The organism is Paenirhodobacter populi (assembly GCF_004022215.1).
Lineage (GTDB): Bacteria > Pseudomonadota > Alphaproteobacteria > Rhodobacterales > Rhodobacteraceae > Rhodobacter > Rhodobacter populi.
This window is the reverse complement of sequence record NZ_SAUZ01000002.1, coordinates 206053-222856: the sequence shown is the minus strand read 5'-3', so window position 1 is coordinate 222856 and position 16804 is coordinate 206053. Positions and strand designations below refer to the sequence as shown.

Annotated in this window: 14 protein-coding genes and 1 riboswitch; of the genes, 7 read left to right on the top strand and 7 right to left on the bottom strand. The window is 68.2% G+C overall.

Going from position 1 to position 16804, the window contains the following annotated elements:
- Positions 1-48 precede the first annotated feature (48 nt).
- The gene (locus D2T30_RS02660) at positions 49-264 is read right to left on the bottom strand and encodes a hypothetical protein (protein WP_128207517.1); all 216 of its coding nucleotides are present in this window, start codon (positions 262-264) and stop codon (positions 49-51) included.
- 103 nt (positions 265-367) lie between these two features.
- Between D2T30_RS02660 and recJ the strand changes: the two genes are divergently transcribed.
- The 4 genes from recJ (at position 368) to D2T30_RS02640 (ending at position 5290) form a co-directional block, all read left to right on the top strand.
- Positions 368-2110: a single-stranded-DNA-specific exonuclease RecJ gene (recJ, locus tag D2T30_RS02655; protein ID WP_128207516.1), complete on the top strand. Its 1743-nt coding sequence runs from the start codon at positions 368-370 to the stop codon at positions 2108-2110.
- 279 nt (positions 2111-2389) lie between these two features.
- A complete protein-coding gene (locus D2T30_RS02650; RefSeq protein WP_128207515.1) occupies positions 2390-3985 on the top strand; it encodes a peptide chain release factor 3 in 1596 nt (531 codons plus the stop codon).
- A 269-nt stretch (positions 3986-4254) separates the two neighbouring features.
- Complete coding sequence (locus D2T30_RS02645; RefSeq protein WP_128207514.1) at positions 4255-4785, top strand: invasion associated locus B family protein; 531 nt, start codon at positions 4255-4257, stop codon at positions 4783-4785.
- A gap of 37 nt (positions 4786-4822) precedes the next feature.
- Complete coding sequence (locus tag D2T30_RS02640) at positions 4823-5290, top strand: DUF6869 domain-containing protein (protein ID WP_128207513.1); 468 nt, start codon at positions 4823-4825, stop codon at positions 5288-5290.
- Between the two features lie 34 nt (positions 5291-5324).
- Here D2T30_RS02640 and metK read toward each other — a convergent pair whose 3' ends face one another.
- The 6 genes from metK to miaB all read right to left on the bottom strand — a co-directional run bounded on the left by metK (position 5325) and on the right by miaB (position 12265).
- Positions 5325-6491 carry a methionine adenosyltransferase gene (metK, locus tag D2T30_RS02635; RefSeq protein ID WP_128207512.1) on the bottom strand — a complete coding sequence of 389 codons (1167 nt, stop codon included), beginning with the start codon at positions 6489-6491 and terminating at the stop codon, positions 5325-5327.
- Between the two features lie 6 nt (positions 6492-6497).
- A riboswitch (SAM-SAH riboswitch) is annotated at positions 6498-6547 on the bottom strand.
- Positions 6548-6555: 8 nt separating this feature from the next.
- Positions 6556-8076 (bottom strand): apolipoprotein N-acyltransferase, encoded by a 1521-nt coding sequence (lnt, locus tag D2T30_RS02630; RefSeq protein ID WP_241651179.1) that lies wholly within the window; start codon positions 8074-8076, stop codon positions 6556-6558.
- 12 nt (positions 8077-8088) lie between these two features.
- Positions 8089-8997 (bottom strand): hemolysin family protein, encoded by a 909-nt coding sequence (locus D2T30_RS02625; RefSeq protein ID WP_128180889.1) that lies wholly within the window; start codon positions 8995-8997, stop codon positions 8089-8091.
- A 36-nt stretch (positions 8998-9033) separates the two neighbouring features.
- Positions 9034-9543 (bottom strand): rRNA maturation RNase YbeY, encoded by a 510-nt coding sequence (gene ybeY, locus D2T30_RS02620; protein ID WP_128207511.1) that lies wholly within the window; start codon positions 9541-9543, stop codon positions 9034-9036.
- Positions 9527-10543 carry a PhoH family protein gene (locus D2T30_RS02615; protein ID WP_164881662.1) on the bottom strand — a complete coding sequence of 339 codons (1017 nt, stop codon included), beginning with the start codon at positions 10541-10543 and terminating at the stop codon, positions 9527-9529. The genes ybeY and D2T30_RS02615 overlap by 17 nt, the downstream gene beginning before the upstream one ends.
- Positions 10544-10942: 399 nt before the next feature.
- Positions 10943-12265 (bottom strand): tRNA (N6-isopentenyl adenosine(37)-C2)-methylthiotransferase MiaB, encoded by a 1323-nt coding sequence (miaB, locus tag D2T30_RS02610; RefSeq protein ID WP_128207510.1) that lies wholly within the window; start codon positions 12263-12265, stop codon positions 10943-10945.
- 142 nt (positions 12266-12407) lie between these two features.
- Here miaB and D2T30_RS02605 point away from each other — a divergent pair, with 142 nt between their 5' ends.
- From D2T30_RS02605 to D2T30_RS02595, 3 genes are all read left to right on the top strand, one after another.
- The gene (locus D2T30_RS02605; RefSeq protein WP_206612846.1) at positions 12408-13280 is read left to right on the top strand and encodes a glycosyltransferase family 2 protein; all 873 of its coding nucleotides are present in this window, start codon (positions 12408-12410) and stop codon (positions 13278-13280) included.
- A gap of 82 nt (positions 13281-13362) precedes the next feature.
- Positions 13363-15081, top strand: coding sequence for an ABC transporter ATP-binding protein/permease (locus D2T30_RS02600; protein ID WP_128207509.1), 1719 nt, complete (start codon positions 13363-13365; stop codon positions 15079-15081).
- Positions 15078-16754 (top strand): amino acid ABC transporter ATP-binding/permease protein, encoded by a 1677-nt coding sequence (locus D2T30_RS02595; protein WP_128207508.1) that lies wholly within the window; start codon positions 15078-15080, stop codon positions 16752-16754. The genes D2T30_RS02600 and D2T30_RS02595 overlap by 4 nt, the downstream gene beginning before the upstream one ends.
- Positions 16755-16804: the final 50 nt, after the last annotated feature.

Here is a 16804-nt window from a genome sequence, read left to right as displayed (position 1 = left end):
CCGAAGGCGCGCGGCTTGCAACGGCGGCGCGGCGCGAAAGTGCGATGCTCAAGGCTCCGCCCGGCGCAGCGCATCCGCCCGCGCGCCAAGCGCCGCCGCCCGTGCCTGCAACTCGGGCGCGGGATCGGGGTCGACCTGCGCATCGTCTTGCAGGATATCCTGCATCGGCACCAGCGCGGGATACTCCCCGCCGCCCCCGCAACCGGCAAGGACCGCCCCCGACAGGGGCAACAGAAGGGCAAGGCACAGGTGCGATCGGGTCATGGCGGGCTCCGGTTTCGGGCGGAGCATAGGGGCAGGACGCGCGACTTGCCAGAGGCCGCGCAAATGGGTGGCGGCAGGCGTTCCGTTCGATTAAGGAGGCGGCATGAATGCTTTCCTCGATGTCGAACAATCGCTGACCGGCCGGCGCTGGACCGGCCCCTCGGCCGAGGCCGACCGGCTGGCCGAGGCGATGGCCCGCGACACCCGCCTGCCCCTGCCGCTTGCCCGCGTGCTGGTCGCGCGCGGGGTCGCGCCCGAAGAGGCGACCGGTTTCCTCGAACCCACGCTGCGCGAGCTTCTGCCCGACCCGCACCGGCTGAAGGATATGGAAAAGGCCGCCGCGCGCTTCGTCAAGGCGGTGAAGTCGAACGAAAGGATCGCCGTCTTCGCCGATTACGACGTGGATGGCGGATCGTCGGCGGCGCTGCTGCTCAGCTGGCTGCGCGCCATGGGGCGGCAGGCGACGCTCTACATCCCCGACCGGATCGATGAGGGCTACGGCCCGAACGTGCCCGCGATGCAGGCGCTGGCGCGCGACCACAACCTGATCGTCTGCGTCGACTGCGGCACGCTCAGCTTTGAGCCCGTGGCGGCGGCGAAGCCCGCGGATGTGGTGATCCTCGACCATCACCTGGGCGCCGAGACGCTGCCCGAGGCGCTGGCCGTGGTGAATCCGAACCGGCAGGACGAAACCGGCGATCTGGGCTTTCTCTGCGCGGCCTCCGTGGTCTTCCTGATGCTGGTCGAGGCGAACCGGCAGATGCGTGCCGATGGCGTGCGCGGCCCCGATCTGATGGCGCTTCTGGACCTCGTGGCGCTGGCGACGGTGGCCGATGTGGCGCCGCTTGTCGGGGTGAACCGGGCGCTGGTGCGGCAGGGGCTGAAGATCATGGCGCGGCGCGAACGGCCGGGGCTGGTGGCGCTGTCCGATGTCTCGCGGCTCGACGCGGCGCCAAGCGCCTATCATCTGGGCTTCGTGCTCGGCCCCCGCGTGAACGCGGGCGGCCGGATCGGTGCCGCGGATCTGGGCGCGCGGCTGCTTGCCACCGCCGACCGGGCCGAGGCCGAGGCCATCGCCGCCCGGCTCGACCAGCTCAATTCCGAACGGCGCGAGATCGAGAACCGCGTCCGCGACGCAGCCCTTGCGCAGGCCGAGGCCCGCGGATTTGAAGCCCCCCTCGTCTGGGCGGCGGGGAACGGCTGGCATCCGGGTGTCGTCGGCATCGTCGCCGCCCGGATGAAAGAGGCGACGAACCGCCCCGCCGTGGTGATCGGCGTGGAAAACGGCATCGGCAAGGGCTCCGCGCGTTCCGTCGCCGGGGTGGACCTCGGCGCCGCCGTCCATCGCGTCGCGGCCGAGGGGCTGCTCCTCAAAGGCGGCGGCCACAAGATGGCGGCGGGCCTGACGGTCGAGGCCGACAAGATCGAACCCGCGATGGCCCGCCTCGCCGAGCTTCTGGCGAAACAGGGCGCGGGGATCGACGGCCCGCGCGACCTGCGGCTCGACGGACTGCTGATGCCCGGCGCCGTCCGCCCCGAACTGATCGAGGATCTGGAACGCGCCGGCCCCTTCGGCCAAGGCGCTCCTGCGCCGCGTTTCGCCTTCGCGGCGATGGAGATCACCGGCGCGCGCCGGATCGGCAAAAGCCACCTGCGCTTCAACCTCGGCGACGGCATGGGCGCGCGGATCGAGGCGGTGGCCTTCGGCGCCTTCGACGGCCCCCTCGGCCCGGCATTGACCGAAGGCGGCGCCACCCGCTTCCATCTCGCCGGCAAGCTCGAGATCAACACCTGGGGCGGACGGCGCAAGGCGCAGCTGCGCCTCGACGACGCCGCCCGCGCCTGACCGCGCCCCAATCTGATCGCGCGCGCCAGCCTGACCGCGCCGGAACGTCATCCCACGGCGCGCGATCCGGTCTCCCCCCAATCTGATCGCGCCTGCTGCCAGCTCCTCTGTCGCCTGCCCGCTCCCTGTCCGTCGTTTTTCCATAAATATCCCGGGGGGCAGGCGGCGCCGCGCCACAGGAACCACCGCCGGACCGGGGGGCAGCGCCCCCCGCTTCCCGCCCTCACCACCGGACCAACCCCATTGCCGAACGCCCGCCCGCAGGCTAAAGCGCTGGCCATGACAAACGCTGCCCCCCTTCCGCCCGAAATCGCACGCCGCCGGACCTTCGCGATCATCGCGCACCCGGACGCCGGCAAGACCACGCTGACCGAAAAGTTCCTGCTTTTCGGCGGCGCGATCCAGATGGCCGGTCAGGTCCGGGCGAAGGGCGAGGCGCGGCGCACGCGCTCGGACTTCATGAAGCTGGAGCAGGACCGGGGTATCTCGGTCTCGGCCTCGGCGATGTCGTTCGACTTCCGGGAATACCGCTTCAACCTCGTCGACACGCCCGGCCACTCGGACTTCTCCGAGGACACTTACCGCACACTCACCGCCGTCGACACCGCGGTGATGGTGATCGACGGGGCCAAGGGCGTCGAAAGCCAGACCCGCAAGCTGTTCGAGGTCTGCCGCCTGCGCGACCTGCCGATCGTGACCTTCTGCAACAAGATGGACCGTGAGGCGCGCGACACGTTCGAGATCATCGACGAGATTCAGGAAAACCTCGCCATCGACGTGTCGCCCGCAAGCTGGCCGATCGGCTCGGGGCGCGAATTCCTTGGCTGTTACGACCTGCTGAACGACCGGCTGGAACTGATGGACCGCGCCGACCGCAACCGCGTGGCGGAATCGGTGGAAATCAGGGGCCTCGACGATCCGCTGCTGGAAACCCACATCCCGGCCGATCTGCTGGCGAAGCTGCGCGAAGAAGTGGCGATGGCGCGCGAATTGCTGCCCGCGCTCGACCGCGACCGCTTCCTCGAAGGGTCGATGACGCCGATCTGGTTCGGCTCGGCGATCAATTCCTTCGGCGTGAAGGAGCTGATGGACGGCATCGGCAAATACGGCCCCGAGCCGCAGCCCCAGCCCGCCGCCGAGCGCGTCGTCTACCCGCAGGAAAAGGCCGTCACCGGCTTCGTCTTCAAGGTGCAGGCGAACATGGACCCGAAGCACCGCGACCGGGTGGCCTTCGTCCGGCTCGCCTCGGGCCATTTCGAACGGGGCATGAAGCTGCTGCATGTGCGCTCGAAAAAGCCGATGTCGATCACCAGCCCGGTGCTGTTCCTCGCCTCCGACCGCGAACTGGCGGAAGAGGCCTGGGCGGGCGACATCATCGGCATCCCGAACCACGGCCAGCTCCGCATCGGCGACGCGTTGACCGAAGGCGAGGTGCTGCGCTTCACCGGTATCCCCTCTTTCGCGCCGGAACTGCTGCAATCGGTGCGCGCGACCGACCCGATGAAGGCCAAGCATCTGGAAAAGGCGCTGATGCAATTCGCCGAGGAGGGCGCCGCCAAGGTGTTCAAACCCGCCATCGGCTCGGGCTTCATCGTCGGTGTCGTCGGCGCGCTGCAATTCGAGGTTCTCGCCAGCCGGATCGAGATCGAATACGGCATCCCCGTGCGGTTCGAACCCTCGCAGTTCACCTCGGCCCGCTGGGTGCATGGACCGAAGGATCTGGTCGAAAAGATGGTCAACGCCAACAAGCAGCACATCGCCATCGACAATGACGGCGACACGGTTTTCCTGACCCGCCTGCAATGGGACATCGACCGGGTCCTGCGCGATTATGAAGGCGTGAAGCTGAGCGCGACCAAGGAAATGCTGCAATAGGGCCAATCCCTGAACAATGCGCGGGTGGATAGGGGGCGCCGCCCCCTCGCCCGTGCCGGGCATTCGGCGGGACATCCTTCCACGGGCAGGATGTCTGATCCGCCTCATCCCGGGATATTCATTGAAAAATGATGGCACGGGAGTGATCTTGCGCTGCCCCTGAACCCTGTGTGACCCGGCCTTGCGCCGGACGGCACGGGCGGGCATGATCCGCCGCAGGCAAGCCGGGACACTCCGCCCCTGCCCCGTTGCGAACGAGGAGTTCGACCATGACCACCGCCAAGATTCTCGCGCTCGGCGCCGCGCTGTCCGGCCTCTGGCTGACGCCGGCACTGGCGCAGACCGACAACACGACCGCGCAGGACTGGCAGACCAGCTGCATCCCCGGCGGCTGTTTCGCCACCCGTGTCGTCACCCGCCCGTCGGAGCAACCCTCCCCCACGGGCGCGCAGCAGCAGCAGATCCTTGGCGTCCTGGTGGTCGGGGTGAAACCGGATGGCGGCGGTATTCTGGGTGCGGTGCTGCCGCTCGGCTCGGCGATCAAGCCCGGCGCCCGGCTGGTCTATGGCGATCAGACGGTCAATGTCGCCTATGAGGTCTGCCTGCCCGACGGATGCCGCGCCGTCGCCGAACCGACCCCCGAACAATTCGCCGCGGTGCAGACCGCGGACAAGGTCGAGCTGCTGTTCTTCGCGCAGAACAATCCGCAGCAGTTCAGCATCGACATCCCGACCGACGGTCTGTCCTCGGTCATCGGCACGCTCACCGAAAGGGCAAAGACCGAGGCGGTGGCGAAATGATCGCCGCCCGCGCCGCCGCGCTTCGGGGATCGCGCGCATGACGCCGCTTCCCCCGGATCTGATCACCCGGCTGTGCGAGGCCGCCTCGCCGCCGCAGGACATCCATACCGTCGAGGCGCTGGCGGATCTCTGGCTGGCCGACCATCGGACGGATGACGGCGACCCCGAGGAAATGGCCTGGTCGGATCTGTGCGTGTTCGAGCTGGATGCCCATCCCGAAGTGCTCTTGGCCTTTGTCCTGCGCGCCCTGCGCAAGGCGGAAAACGCCTGGCAGGTCGGGCTGATCGCCGCCGGGCCGCTGGAGGATCTGCTGATGAAGCACGGCGCCGCGGTCATCGACCGGCTGGAGGAACAGGCCCGCCGCTCGCCCCGGATCCGCTATGCGCTGACCGGGGTCTGGACGCAGGATATCGCGGATGAAGGCATCCGCCAGCGGATCGACACCGCCCGGATCGGTGCGGTGGATCAGGGGCTGGATCTTGGCGGTCCACTGCCGCCCGCGTAAATGAAATGGGGTCTTTCGGCCCCGTTTCAATGCCTTATAGAGCGTTCTTCAACGTATCCGTCAAGTCCGTCCGTTCCCAACTGAAGCCGCCATCGGCCTCCGGCGCGCGGCCGAAATGGCCATAGGCCGAGGTCCGGGCATAGATCGGCTTGTTCAGGTCCAGATGGGTGCGGATGCCGCGCGGCGTCAGGTCCATGCACTGGCCGACGATCCGCTCGATTTCCTCATCCGGGACGGTGCCGGTGCCGTAGGTGTCGACATAGATCGACAGCGGCTTCGCCACGCCGATCGCATAGCTGACCTGAATGAGGCAGCGCTTCGCCAGCCCGGCCGCCACCACGTTCTTCGCCAGATAGCGCGCCGCATAGGCCGCCGAGCGGTCCACCTTGGTCGGATCCTTGCCGGAGAAGGCACCACCGCCATGCGGAGCCGCGCCGCCGTAGGTGTCGACGATGATCTTGCGCCCGGTCAGCCCCGCATCGCCATCCGGGCCACCGATGACGAAGGTGCCGGTCGGGTTCACCCACCATTCGGTCTTGTCGGTGATCCAGCCCTCGGGCAGCGTTTCGCGGATATAGGGTTCGACGATCGCACGGATATCGGCCGAGGTCTGGCTTTCGAACTTGTGCTGCGTCGAGAGCACGATCGAGGTCACGCCCACGGGCTTGCCGCCCTCATACCGCACCGAAAGCTGCGACTTGGCATCGGGGCCGAGCGTGGGTTCCTGCCCGGATTTGCGCACCTCGGCCAGACGGCGCAGGATCGCATGGGCGTAAAGGATCGGCGCGGGCATCAGCTCGGGCGTCTCGTCCGTCGCATAGCCGAACATGATGCCCTGATCGCCCGCCCCGTCCTTGTCGACGCCCTGGCTGATATGGGCGGATTGGGCGTGCAGGTAGTTGCTGAACTTCAGCGTCTTCCAGTGGAAATGTTCCTGTTCATAGCCGATGTCGCGCACGCAATCGCGCACGATGCCATCGACGTGGTGCAGGAAATCGTCAAGCTTTGCCTTGTCCGACAGGCCGACCTCCCCCCCGACGACGACCTGATTGGTCGTGGCGAAGGTTTCGCAGGCAACGCGGGCATTGGGTTCCTCGGCGATCAGCGCGTCCAGAACGGCATCCGAGATCCGGTCGCAGACCTTGTCGGGGTGCCCTTCCGAAACGGATTCGGAGGTGAAAACATAGTTCTGTCGGGACATGGGGAGTGCTCCATTGGTTCTACCCCCGTCCCGTCAGGAAGCCGTTGGGACGGTTGAACCTTTGCTAGACCCGCCCGGACACGCGGTCAACGCGATTGTTGCGCCTGAATGACGGAATTGCGCAGGCGAGGAATGCGATCAGCACGATGGCGGGCCAGTCGCCGGTCCGCGCGTAAAGCGTTTCGGGCAGCGAGGGTGGCAGCACGGCGTCGATCACGCCCTGCCGGTTCATCCCCAGTTCCGCCGTCACGCGCCCCTTGGCGTCGATCATCGCGCTGACGCCGGTATTCGCCGCCCGCGCCACCGGCAGGCCGAATTCGATGGCGATCAGCCGCGCCTGCGCCAGATGCTGCCACGGACCCGAGATATTGCCGAACCAGGCGTCGTTCGTCACCAGCATGATCCAGTCGGGCCGCCCGGGCACCCGCCGGATATCCTGCGGAAAGATCGATTCATAGCAGATCAGCGGCGCGACCCGGCCAAGCCGGCCAAGATCCAGCAGGGTTTCCGCCTTGCCCGGCGTATAGCCGTTGCCCTGCTGCGCGGCAAAGGCGCCGATGCCGATCTTGGCCATCAGATCGCCATAGGGGATATATTCGCCGAAGGGCACCAGATGCACCTTGTCGTAGACATCCTCGATCCGCGCATCCGGCCCGATCACCGCGAGGCTGTTGAAATAGCGCATGTCCTCGGATCGCTGGATGCCAAGGGCGACAGGTGCGCCCTGCGCGGCATTCGCAATCATCTCAATCCCTTGTCCGGCGCGGTTGAGAAGGAAGGGCACCGCCGTTTCCGGCCAGATCACCAGATCGGGGCGCGGCTGGCCGGGGGCCGGATCCTGCGCCGTCAGGTCGAGATGGCGGTAGAAGAATTCAAGCTGATGGTCCGGATCCCATTTCAGCGCCTGCGTCGCATCGGGCTGCACCAGCCGCAGATGCACGGGATCGGGACGCGGAGCCTCGGGCGCCGCCAGCCGCAGCGCACCTGTGCCCCATGCTCCGGCCAGAACCAGAACCGCCAGCCCCGTCCCCGCCCTGCGCCCCAGAACCCATGGCAGCGCGGCCAGCGCCAGCGTCAGCAGGCTCAGCCCGATCGGCCCGATCCATGCGGCAAGCTGCGCGACCGGCGTGCCGATCCAGATATGGCCGAACAGAACCCAGGGAAAGCCGGTGAAGACATAGGACCGCAGCGCATCCATCGCCGCCAGTCCCACCGCGATCCCCGCGGGACCGCGCACGAACCGCGCGCCCAGACCGCAGCCAAGCGCCCAGAACAGCCCCATCCCCGCCGCCATCAGCACCAGCGCGAAGGGGGCCATCCAGCCGTAGATCTCGGGTTCCACCATGAACGGCTCGACGATCCAGAACATGGCGACGAGCGCATAGCCGAAGCCGCCCGCAAAGCCCGTCCAGCCCGCGCGGGACCGCGCGGCCAGCGCGATCAGCCCGCTCAGCGCCGGAAGCGCCAGAAACCAGAGGCCAAAGGGCGCCTGCCCCAGTGCCGCAACGGCGCCAAGCGCGGCCGCCCCCGAAAGCACGGTCCATCGCGGACGCATGCGCAGGAATGGGGGCAGCCGCAGTTTCATGCGTTCACGCGGTCACTCGGCCGGGGCGACGCCGGGCAGACGCACCCGCATGCGCTTGATCCGGCGCGGATCGGCGTCGATGATTTCGTATTCGACGCCGTTCTCGCCCTTGATCACCTCGCCCCGCGCGGGAACGCGGCCGATCTGCATGAAGACGAGCCCGCCCATCGAATCGATTTCCTGCTCTTCCTCGGGTTCGGCCAGCGCCATGCCGATCTCGGCCTCGAAATCCTTGACCGGGGCGCGCGCCTGCACCACCCATTGGCCGGGCTTTTCAAGCTTCCAGTAACCGCCCTCGGCCTCGTCGTGTTCGTCCTCGATCTCGCCGATGACCTGTTCGATCAGGTCCTCCAGCGTCACGAGCCCGTCGACCCCGCCGTATTCGTCGATCACCAGCGCCATGTGGATGCGCTGCACCTGCATCTTTTGCAAAAGCACCCCGATCGGCATCGACGGCGGCACGTAAAGCAGCGGCCGCAGCAGCTTGCGCACCGAGAACCGGCCCCCGGGATTGCCGAAGCCGTATTCCAGCGCCAGATCCTTGAGGTGAACCAGACCCAGCGGCGTATCCAGCGTACCCTTGAAAACCGGCAGGCGCGAATACCCCTCGTTGCGGAAGACCTCGACCAGCTCGTCCCGAGTGATGGTGACGGGAACGGCGACGATCTCGACCTTCGGCACGGCAACATCGCCCACGCGCATATGCCGCAGGTTGCCAAGGCCGGGATGGCCCGTCACCCGCGCGCTCTGCGCCGATGGGTCGGGTTCCGCCGAATCATTATCCGCAAGGGAAGAGGCGCCCAAGGCGCCAAGAATGCGTCCGATGAACCCACGCGAGTGAGGTTCGGATGAACTGTCGCCCGCGTCGAGGTCCGACGAGGGCGCGGTGGCGGAGCTTGCTCCGTCAGCGACTTGTCCCATTTGTCCTTTCCAGATCACACGGCGATAATTGCCGCATCACATATCATATGGGTCGGATATCCCCATCCGGTCAAGGACCCTGATTTCGGTCCCCTCCATCAACAGGGCATCCCCCTCCCGGACATGATCATATCCGAGAAGATGCAGAATTCCATGCACGATCAGATGGGTCACATGGTCGGCAAGCGGCTTTTGGCCTTCTTCCGCCTCGCGCTGGCACGTCTCCCACGCGATAGCGATGTCGCCGATCGATTCGCGTTCATCGGGCAGGAAGGGTTCGGGCGCGTCGGGACGGCCACCTTCGTCCTCGGCGGCAAGGTCCTCGGCGGGCCAGCTCAGCACGTTGGTGGGCTTCGGCTTGTCGCGGAATTCGCCGTTCAGGACGGTGATGCGGGCGTCGTCGCAGGCGAGCAGGCTGACCTCGAACAGCGTGGGATCAAGGCCCTGATCCTCGAACACCGCCAAGGCGGCACGTTCGGCCAGCGCCGGAAGGTCGATGCCATTCCAGCGCTGGTCCTCGATGATGATATCAACCAGCGGCTCCATCGGCGCGGTCATAAGCGTCGATGATGCGCGCCACAAGGGGGTGACGCACGACATCCGCCGCGGTGAAGTAGTTGAAGGCGATGCCCTTCACGCCCTCAAGGATCCGCTCCGCGTCATGCAGGCCCGAGGCCACCCCGCGCGGCAGGTCGATCTGGCTGCGGTCGCCGGTGATGACCATGCGCGAGCCCTGCCCCAGACGGGTCAGGAACATCTTCATCTGCATGGTCGTGGCGTTCTGCGCCTCGTCGAGCACGACGAAGGCATTGGCCAGCGTGCGGCCCCGCATGAAGGCCAAGGGCGCGATCTCGATCCGCTTTTCCTCCATCAGCTTCTGCATCTGCTTCGCCGGAAGGAAGTCGTTCAGCGCGTCATAGAGCGGCTGCATGTAGGGATCGACCTTCTCCTTCATGTCGCCGGGCAGGAAGCCCAGACGCTCGCCCGCCTCGACGGCCGGACGCGACAGGATGATCTTGTCGACATGCCCGCCGATCAGCATGGTGACGCCCACGGCGACGGCCAGATAGGTCTTGCCGGTGCCCGCCGGGCCGATGCCGAAGCACAGCTCGTTCTCGAACAGCGAACGCACATAGGCCTTCTGCGCCTCGGTCCGGGGCTGGACCTGCTTCTTGCGGGTGCGGATTTCGTATTTGCCGGCCGCGAACATTTCGAGCTGTTCGTCCACGGTCATCCCGGCATTGCCCAGATCCGCCATGCGGATCGCCGCGTCGATTTCACCGGCGTCGATCGGCTTGCCCTGTTCCAGCCGCTGATAGAGCGAATGCAACACGCCCTGCGCCTGCATCTGCGCCTCGGGCGCGCCGACGATGGCAAGCTGGTTGCCCCGTCGCAGGATATGGACCGAGAGTTTATGCTCGATCTGGGCCAGATTGCGGTCGAATTGGCCGCACAGGTCGATCAACAGCCGGTTGTCGGGGAATTCAAGAAGCGCTTCGAATGTCTCTTGAGAGCGAGGCGGGGGTGTGATCGCGCTGAAGCCCAATAACGTCTCCCTTGGCTGGCTTGGGTAAAGATATGGTGCCCTGCACCTTCCGTTCACGCAAGCACTGGTTTCGGATGAATCGCGGCCGGGCTGAGATTTCACCAAACGGTCATGATTTTCGCCATTCGCACCAAGATTGGGGCGGCCTGCCCGTTTTTCAAGCAGGATGGGGATGAGGGGACCGGAGGCGGGGCCTCATGAAGAGGGATCCGCATGTGGAGAGCGCGCAGGGGGCCAGCCCCCTCGCCCGTTCCGGGCTCACCCCCGGGATATTTAGGGAAGAATGAAGGTGCCTTCATTTTCCGCAGACATGCCGGAGCGAGGCGGACAGGAGCGGTCTCCGCGCGACAGGGCGCGCGGATACGACTCCGATGCGGGGGGACGGTGGAGATGCGGGATTTACCGGATCAGTTCGCCGGCAAGGGAGTTCGGCGCGCTCGCGGTGATTCGGACGCGCGCGATCCGCCCCTGCATCGGTTCCTCGGCGCTGACGAAGACCGAATGGAGGTAGTCCGACTTGCCGACCCACTGGCCCGGCATCCGCCCGGCCTTTTCGAAAAGGACGCCGACCTCGCGGCCCACCATCGCCTCCTGCGCGGCGCGCTGCTGGCGGGTGATGAGCGCCTGCAACTCCTGCAACCGGGCATCGGCCACGTCGGAATCGACGCCCGCACGCTCGGCCGCCGGGGTGCCGGGGCGCGGCGAATATTTGAAGGAGAAGGCCGAGCCGTAGCCCACCGCCTCGATCAGCGCCAGCGTGTCGCGGTGGTCCTGATCGGTTTCACCGGGGAAGCCGACGATGAAATCCGACGACAGCATCATGTCCGGCCGCGCGGCGCGGATACGCTCGATCAGCCGCAGATAGTGTTCGGCGGTGTGATGGCGGTTCATCAGCTTCAGGATCCGGTCAGACCCCGACTGCACCGGCAGATGTAGATAGGGCATCAGCTTGGGTTCGTCGGCATGGGCCTCGATCAGTTCGTCCGACATGTCGTTCGGATGCGAGGTGGTGTAGCGGATGCGTTCCAGCCCCTCGATCGCCGCCAGCGCGCGCACCAGACGGCCAAGCCCCCAGGTTCCGTCCGCGCCGGCGCCGTGATAGCCGTTGACGTTCTGGCCGAGCAGCGTGATCTCGGACACGCCCCTGTCGACCAGCTTGCGCGCCTCGGTCAGGATCCGCTCGACCGGGCGGCTGACCTCGGCGCCGCGGGTATAGGGCACGACGCAGAAGGCGCAGAATTTGTCGCAGCCCTCCTGCACCGTCAGGAAGGCGGTGGGGCGGCCGGTCGCGGGCCGCTCGGGCAGCTTGTCGAACTTGTCCTCGATCGGGAATTCGGTGTCGACGGGCCGTTCGCCGCGCGCGACGGCGGCGACCATGTCCGGCAGGCGGTGGTAGTTCTGCGAGCCGACCACCAGATCGACCAGAGGCATGCGGCGCATGATCTCGGCGCCCTCGGCCTGCGCCACGCAGCCGGCGACGCCGATCCGCAGATCCGGTTTCGCCTCCTTGAACGGGCGCAGGCGGCCGAGGTCGGAATAGACCTTCTCGGCGGCCTTTTCCCGGATGTGGCAGGTGTTCAGCAGAACCATGTCGGCCTGCGCCGGATCATCGGTCAGCACATAGCCCTGCGCGCCCATGGCCTCGGCCATGCGCTCGCTGTCATAGACGTTCATCTGACAGCCGTAGGTCTTGATGTGCAGCTTCTTCACGGCGTCCGGCATGGCTTCCCCCGACGGTTTGCAAGGCTGCGTGATACGGCAAAAGACGGGTGCGACGCAACCGGTCCACCGCACCCCCCGGTTGCATTCGCCGGCGCGATCGCCAATCTTGCGGCAACGGAGCCGGACACAGGGCATCAATACCATGAATTACCCGTCGCTCGAGGCATTTCTGGATCAGCGGGTGCTGCGGCGGGCGAAAGGCCCCGTGGCGCTGATCCTGGTCGAGGATCGCGTCGAGGTGGAAAGCACGATCCGCCATCATCTGGACGCCGGGTTCCGCACGGTCCTGCTGCTGGCGCCGGCCGATCTGGGGCTGCCCGGGGATCTGGCGGACGCCGTGCATCACATCCATCACACCATGCGCGCGCCGGATGCGCTGACCGCCACGGTCAATCCGCTCATCGCCGCGGTACCGCAAGGGACATGGATGTATTACGGCTACAATGCCGAATACCTCTTCTACCCGTTTTGCGAAACGCGCACCGTGCGCGAGATGCTCGCCTTCCATACCGAGGAACGGCGCCCGGCGATGCTGACCTATGTGATCGACCTCTACGCCCCCGATCTGGCGCTTGACCCGAACGGGGTGAACCTGCGCGCGGCGATGCTGGACCGCGCGGGCTATTACGCGCTTGCCCGCCCCGATCCCGCCAATCACGGCCATCCGAAGGAACGGCAGCTCGATTTCTTCGGCGGGCTGCGCTGGCGGTTCGAGGAACATGTCGCGCCGCGTCAGCGCCGCATCGACCGCATTTCCCTGTTCCGCGCGGCGCCGGGGCTGGAACTGCGGCCCGATCACACGTTCAACATCGAGGAATACAACACCTATGCCTGCCCCTGGCATCACAACCTGACGGCGGCGGTGGCCTCTTTCCGGGCGGCGAAGGGGCTGAAATACAACCCGGCCTCCAGCTTTGCCGTCACCGATTTCCGCTGGTACAATTCGGTGCGGTTCGAATGGTGCGGCCAGCAGCTCATGGATCTTGGCCTGATGGAGCCCGGTCAGTGGTTCTGACCCCGCGGGGCGGATCGCCGCGCCCCCCTTTGCGCGGGTGCCGCGATGGGCTAGCACAGCGCGCGAAGGAGCCAGCCGCCAGATGACCGACCAGACCCAACGCAAGCGCCGCCCCGTCTCTCCGGCCGAGGCCGCGCTGCGCCGGCTTGCCGCCCCGATCGCGCCCGCCCTGCGGCGCGCGGGATGGCTGTCCGCCGTTTCGGAATGTCTCTGGGCCGGTCAGGCGGCCGTCGCGGCGCTGGCGATCGGCGGGCTGGTCAGCGGGCAGGCCGTGCTGTCGCCGGTCGCGGCGGCGCTGGTGTTTCTGGCGCTGGCAGCGGTGCGGGCGGGGCTCGACGCGCTGGCGGGGCGGCTTGCGCAGCGGGCGGCGAACCGGCTGGTCGCCGATGTGCGGTTGCAGCTCACCTCCGCCGCGCGGCAGACCCCGCGCGCGGATCGCCCGGCCCCGGCGGAGCTTGCCAGCCTTGCCGCCGAAAAGGCGGTGATGCTCGCCCCCTGGGCCGCGCGCTATCAGCCGGCGATGACCCGGGCGCGGATCGTGCCCGTCGTGCTGCTGGCGCTGACGGCCTATTTCAGCTGGGCGGCGGCGATCGTCCTCTTTGTCGCGGGGCCGCTGATCCCGGTCTTCATGGCGCTGGTCGGCATGGCGGCCAAGGAGGCGTCCGAGCGGCAGATGTCGGAAATCGGCTCGCTCAACGTGCTGCTGGCCGACCGTATCGCCGCCATCGCCGATCTGCGCCTGCTGGGGGCCGAGGCGCGGGCGGGCGCGGATCTGGCCACGGCCTCGGACGGGCTGCACCAGCGCACGATGAAGGTGCTGGCGGTGGCGTTCCTGTCCTCGACCGTGCTCGAACTGTTCTCGGCGCTCGGGGTGGCGATGGTCGCGGTCTATGTGGGCTTTGCCCTGCTGGGCGAGATCCGCTTTGGCGCCTGGGGCGGGCCGCTGTCGGTCGAGGCGGGGATCTTCCTGCTGATGATCGCGCCGGAATTCTTTCAGCCCCTGCGCGATCTGGCGGCGGCCTGGCATGACCGCGTTTCCGCGCAGGCGGTGGCCGAAGAGGCCGGCGAGGCGCAACGCGCCATCGCGGCTTCGGGCACCATCCTCGGGCATGGCGCGGCGGCGGAGCCGCTGCCCCCCGCGCCTTTCGGCTGGCACGGGCTGACGGTGCGGCCGGGACCGGAGGCCCCGCCCCTGCATTTCCCGGACGCCATGGTCGCCCCCGGAGGGGCGCTTGGCATCAAGGGGCCATCGGGCGCGGGCAAGACCACGCTGCTGGCCGCGCTCGGCGGGCTGATCCGCGCCGAAAGCGGCGAGATCCGCTGGGGCGATGTCGTGCTGGACGACGAGACCGCCGACCGGATCCGCGCCGGGATCGGCTGGCTGCCGCAGACCCCGCGCTTCATCGACGCGCCTTTGTCCGAGGCGCTGACCCTTGGCCGCCCGGGCGATCTGGCGGCGGCTTTGCGCGCGGCGCGGGCCGAAGATATCATCGCCGCCCTGCCCGGTGGCCTGTCGGCGCGGCTCGGCGATCTGGGCGGCGGCGTTTCGGGGGGCGAGGCGCGGCGGCTGATGATCGCGCGCGCCCATCACGCCGGGGCGCGGCTGATCCTTGCCGATGAGCCGACGGCCGATCTGGACCCCGATACCGCGGATGCGGTGCTGGCAGGGCTGATGACCCTGCGCGACATCGGCGCGGCGCTGATCGTCGCGAGCCACGACCCGCGCGTTCTGGCGGCGATGGAGCAGGTGCTGGAGATCGCGCCGCAGACGCCGGATACCGAAGCGGAGGCCGCGCAATGACCGTTCTTCTGCACCTCGCATGGCGGATCTTCCGCGATAGCCCCAAGGCCTTCCTGCGCGGCGCGGCGCTTGGCGTCACCGTGCTGGCGATGGGGGCGGCGCTTCTGGGCCTGTCGGGCTGGTTCGTCACCGCCTCGGCGGCAGCGGGCATCGCCGGGATCGGCATCGGCTTCGACTTCTTCCGTCCCTCGGCCGGGGTGCGGTTCCTCGCGCTTGGCCGCGCGGGCGCGCGCTACGGGGAACGGATGCTGACGCATGACGCCACGCTCCATGCGCTGGCGATGCTGCGCGGGCGGCTTTACGGCGGGGTGACGCGGCTGCCCTATGAGGCGCAGACCCGCCTGCGGGGGGCCGAGGCGCTGAACCGGCTGACCTCGGATGTCGATGCGCTGGACGGGCTGCTGTTGCGGCTGGTGCTGCCGGCGATCTCGGTCACGGTGGTGCTGGGCGGGGCCTTCGCGCTGCTGTGGTGGCTGGTGTCGCTGCCGGTCGCGACGGCGGTGCTGGCGGTCTTCCTCCTCGGCGGCGGAGTGGCGCTGCGCGCGACGGCGCGCAATGCCCGTGCGGTGGCCGAGGCCGATGAAACCGCGCTGCAGGACCTGCGCGCCCGCACGCTCGATCTGGCGCAGAGCCGCGCCGATCTGGCGGTGGCCGGCGCCTTGCTGCACCGCGAGGCCGGGGTGACGGCCGCCATAGATGCCTCGGCACGGCAGCGCAACGGGCTGGAACGGGTGGATCGCGCGGGCGGTGCGGCGCTGTCGATGACCACGGCGGCCGCGGCGGCGGCGGCGCTGGCCGTCGGCGGGATGCAGGCGCAACAAGGTGCGATCACGCCCGCGACGGCGGCCATCGGCTTTTTCGCGGCGCTCGCGCTTGGCGAGGGGATGGCACTTCTGCGCCGAGGTCTGGCGGAACTGGGCCGGATGGAAAGCGCCGCCGTCCGGGTCATGGCGCTGGCGAGCACCCCTGCCCGCCCGGCACCGGCGCGGCGGGCCGATCCCGTGCCGGGGGCGCCGCTGCTGTCGGTCGAGGCGCTGACCTGCCGCCGCGCGGGCGCGGCGCGCGACATTTTCGCGCCGGTCAGCTTCACCCTGCAGCGGGGGGAGACATTGCTGCTGACCGGCCCTTCGGGCGCAGGGAAATCGACGCTGCTGTCCATTCTGGCCGGGCTGATCGCACCCGATGCCGGCGCCGCGCGCCTGATGGGCCATGCCATCGCCGACTGGCCCGAGGCGGAGCTGCGCGATATCCTGACGCTGGTGCCGCAACGCTCGGCGCTGATCGCGGGGACGGTGCGGGAAAACCTGTCGCTCGCCCTGCCCCAAGGCACGGCGCTGGACGAGGCCCGCGCGTGGGAAGTGCTCGACACCCTCGCCCTTGGCGCGGTGCTGCGGGCGCGGGGCGGGCTCGACACCCGGCTCGGCGCGGGCGGATCGGGCCTGTCGGGCGGCCAGAGCCGGCGGCTGTGCCTTGCCCGCGCGATCCTGCGCGCGCCCAAGGTGCTGCTCCTCGACGAACCGACCGAGGGGCTGGACCCCGCCACCGCGCATCGGGTCCTGACCGGCCTGCGCCGGCTGCTGCCCGAAGCCGGCATCCTGATCGTCAGCCACCGGCGCGAGGATCTCGGCACCACCCCCCATCACATCCCGCTTTTCCCCGCGACGACCGTCTGAACCCGGCCCCGCCTGCGGCACATTGTCCGAAATGCCTACAAAACAGGCAA

Coding starts and splice junctions, on each gene's coding strand:
- D2T30_RS02645 (WP_128207514.1), top strand. CDS start 4,255: ATGACCACCGCCAAGATTCTCGCGCTCGGCGCCGCGCTGTCCGGCCTC.
- D2T30_RS02650 (WP_128207515.1), top strand. CDS start 2,390: ATGACAAACGCTGCCCCCCTTCCGCCCGAAATCGCACGCCGCCGGACC.
- D2T30_RS02600 (WP_128207509.1), top strand. CDS start 13,363: ATGACCGACCAGACCCAACGCAAGCGCCGCCCCGTCTCTCCGGCCGAG.
- D2T30_RS02625 (WP_128180889.1), bottom strand. CDS start 8,997: ATGGGACAAGTCGCTGACGGAGCAAGCTCCGCCACCGCGCCCTCGTCG.
- D2T30_RS02640 (WP_128207513.1), top strand. CDS start 4,823: ATGACGCCGCTTCCCCCGGATCTGATCACCCGGCTGTGCGAGGCCGCC.
- metK (WP_128207512.1), bottom strand. CDS start 6,491: ATGTCCCGACAGAACTATGTTTTCACCTCCGAATCCGTTTCGGAAGGG.
- D2T30_RS02660 (WP_128207517.1), bottom strand. CDS start 264: ATGACCCGATCGCACCTGTGCCTTGCCCTTCTGTTGCCCCTGTCGGGG.
- lnt (WP_241651179.1), bottom strand. CDS start 8,076: ATGAAACTGCGGCTGCCCCCATTCCTGCGCATGCGTCCGCGATGGACC.
- miaB (WP_128207510.1), bottom strand. CDS start 12,265: ATGCCGGACGCCGTGAAGAAGCTGCACATCAAGACCTACGGCTGTCAG.
- recJ (WP_128207516.1), top strand. CDS start 368: ATGAATGCTTTCCTCGATGTCGAACAATCGCTGACCGGCCGGCGCTGG.
- ybeY (WP_128207511.1), bottom strand. CDS start 9,543: ATGGAGCCGCTGGTTGATATCATCATCGAGGACCAGCGCTGGAATGGC.
- D2T30_RS02605 (WP_206612846.1), top strand. CDS start 12,408: ATGAATTACCCGTCGCTCGAGGCATTTCTGGATCAGCGGGTGCTGCGG.
- D2T30_RS02595 (WP_128207508.1), top strand. CDS start 15,078: ATGACCGTTCTTCTGCACCTCGCATGGCGGATCTTCCGCGATAGCCCC.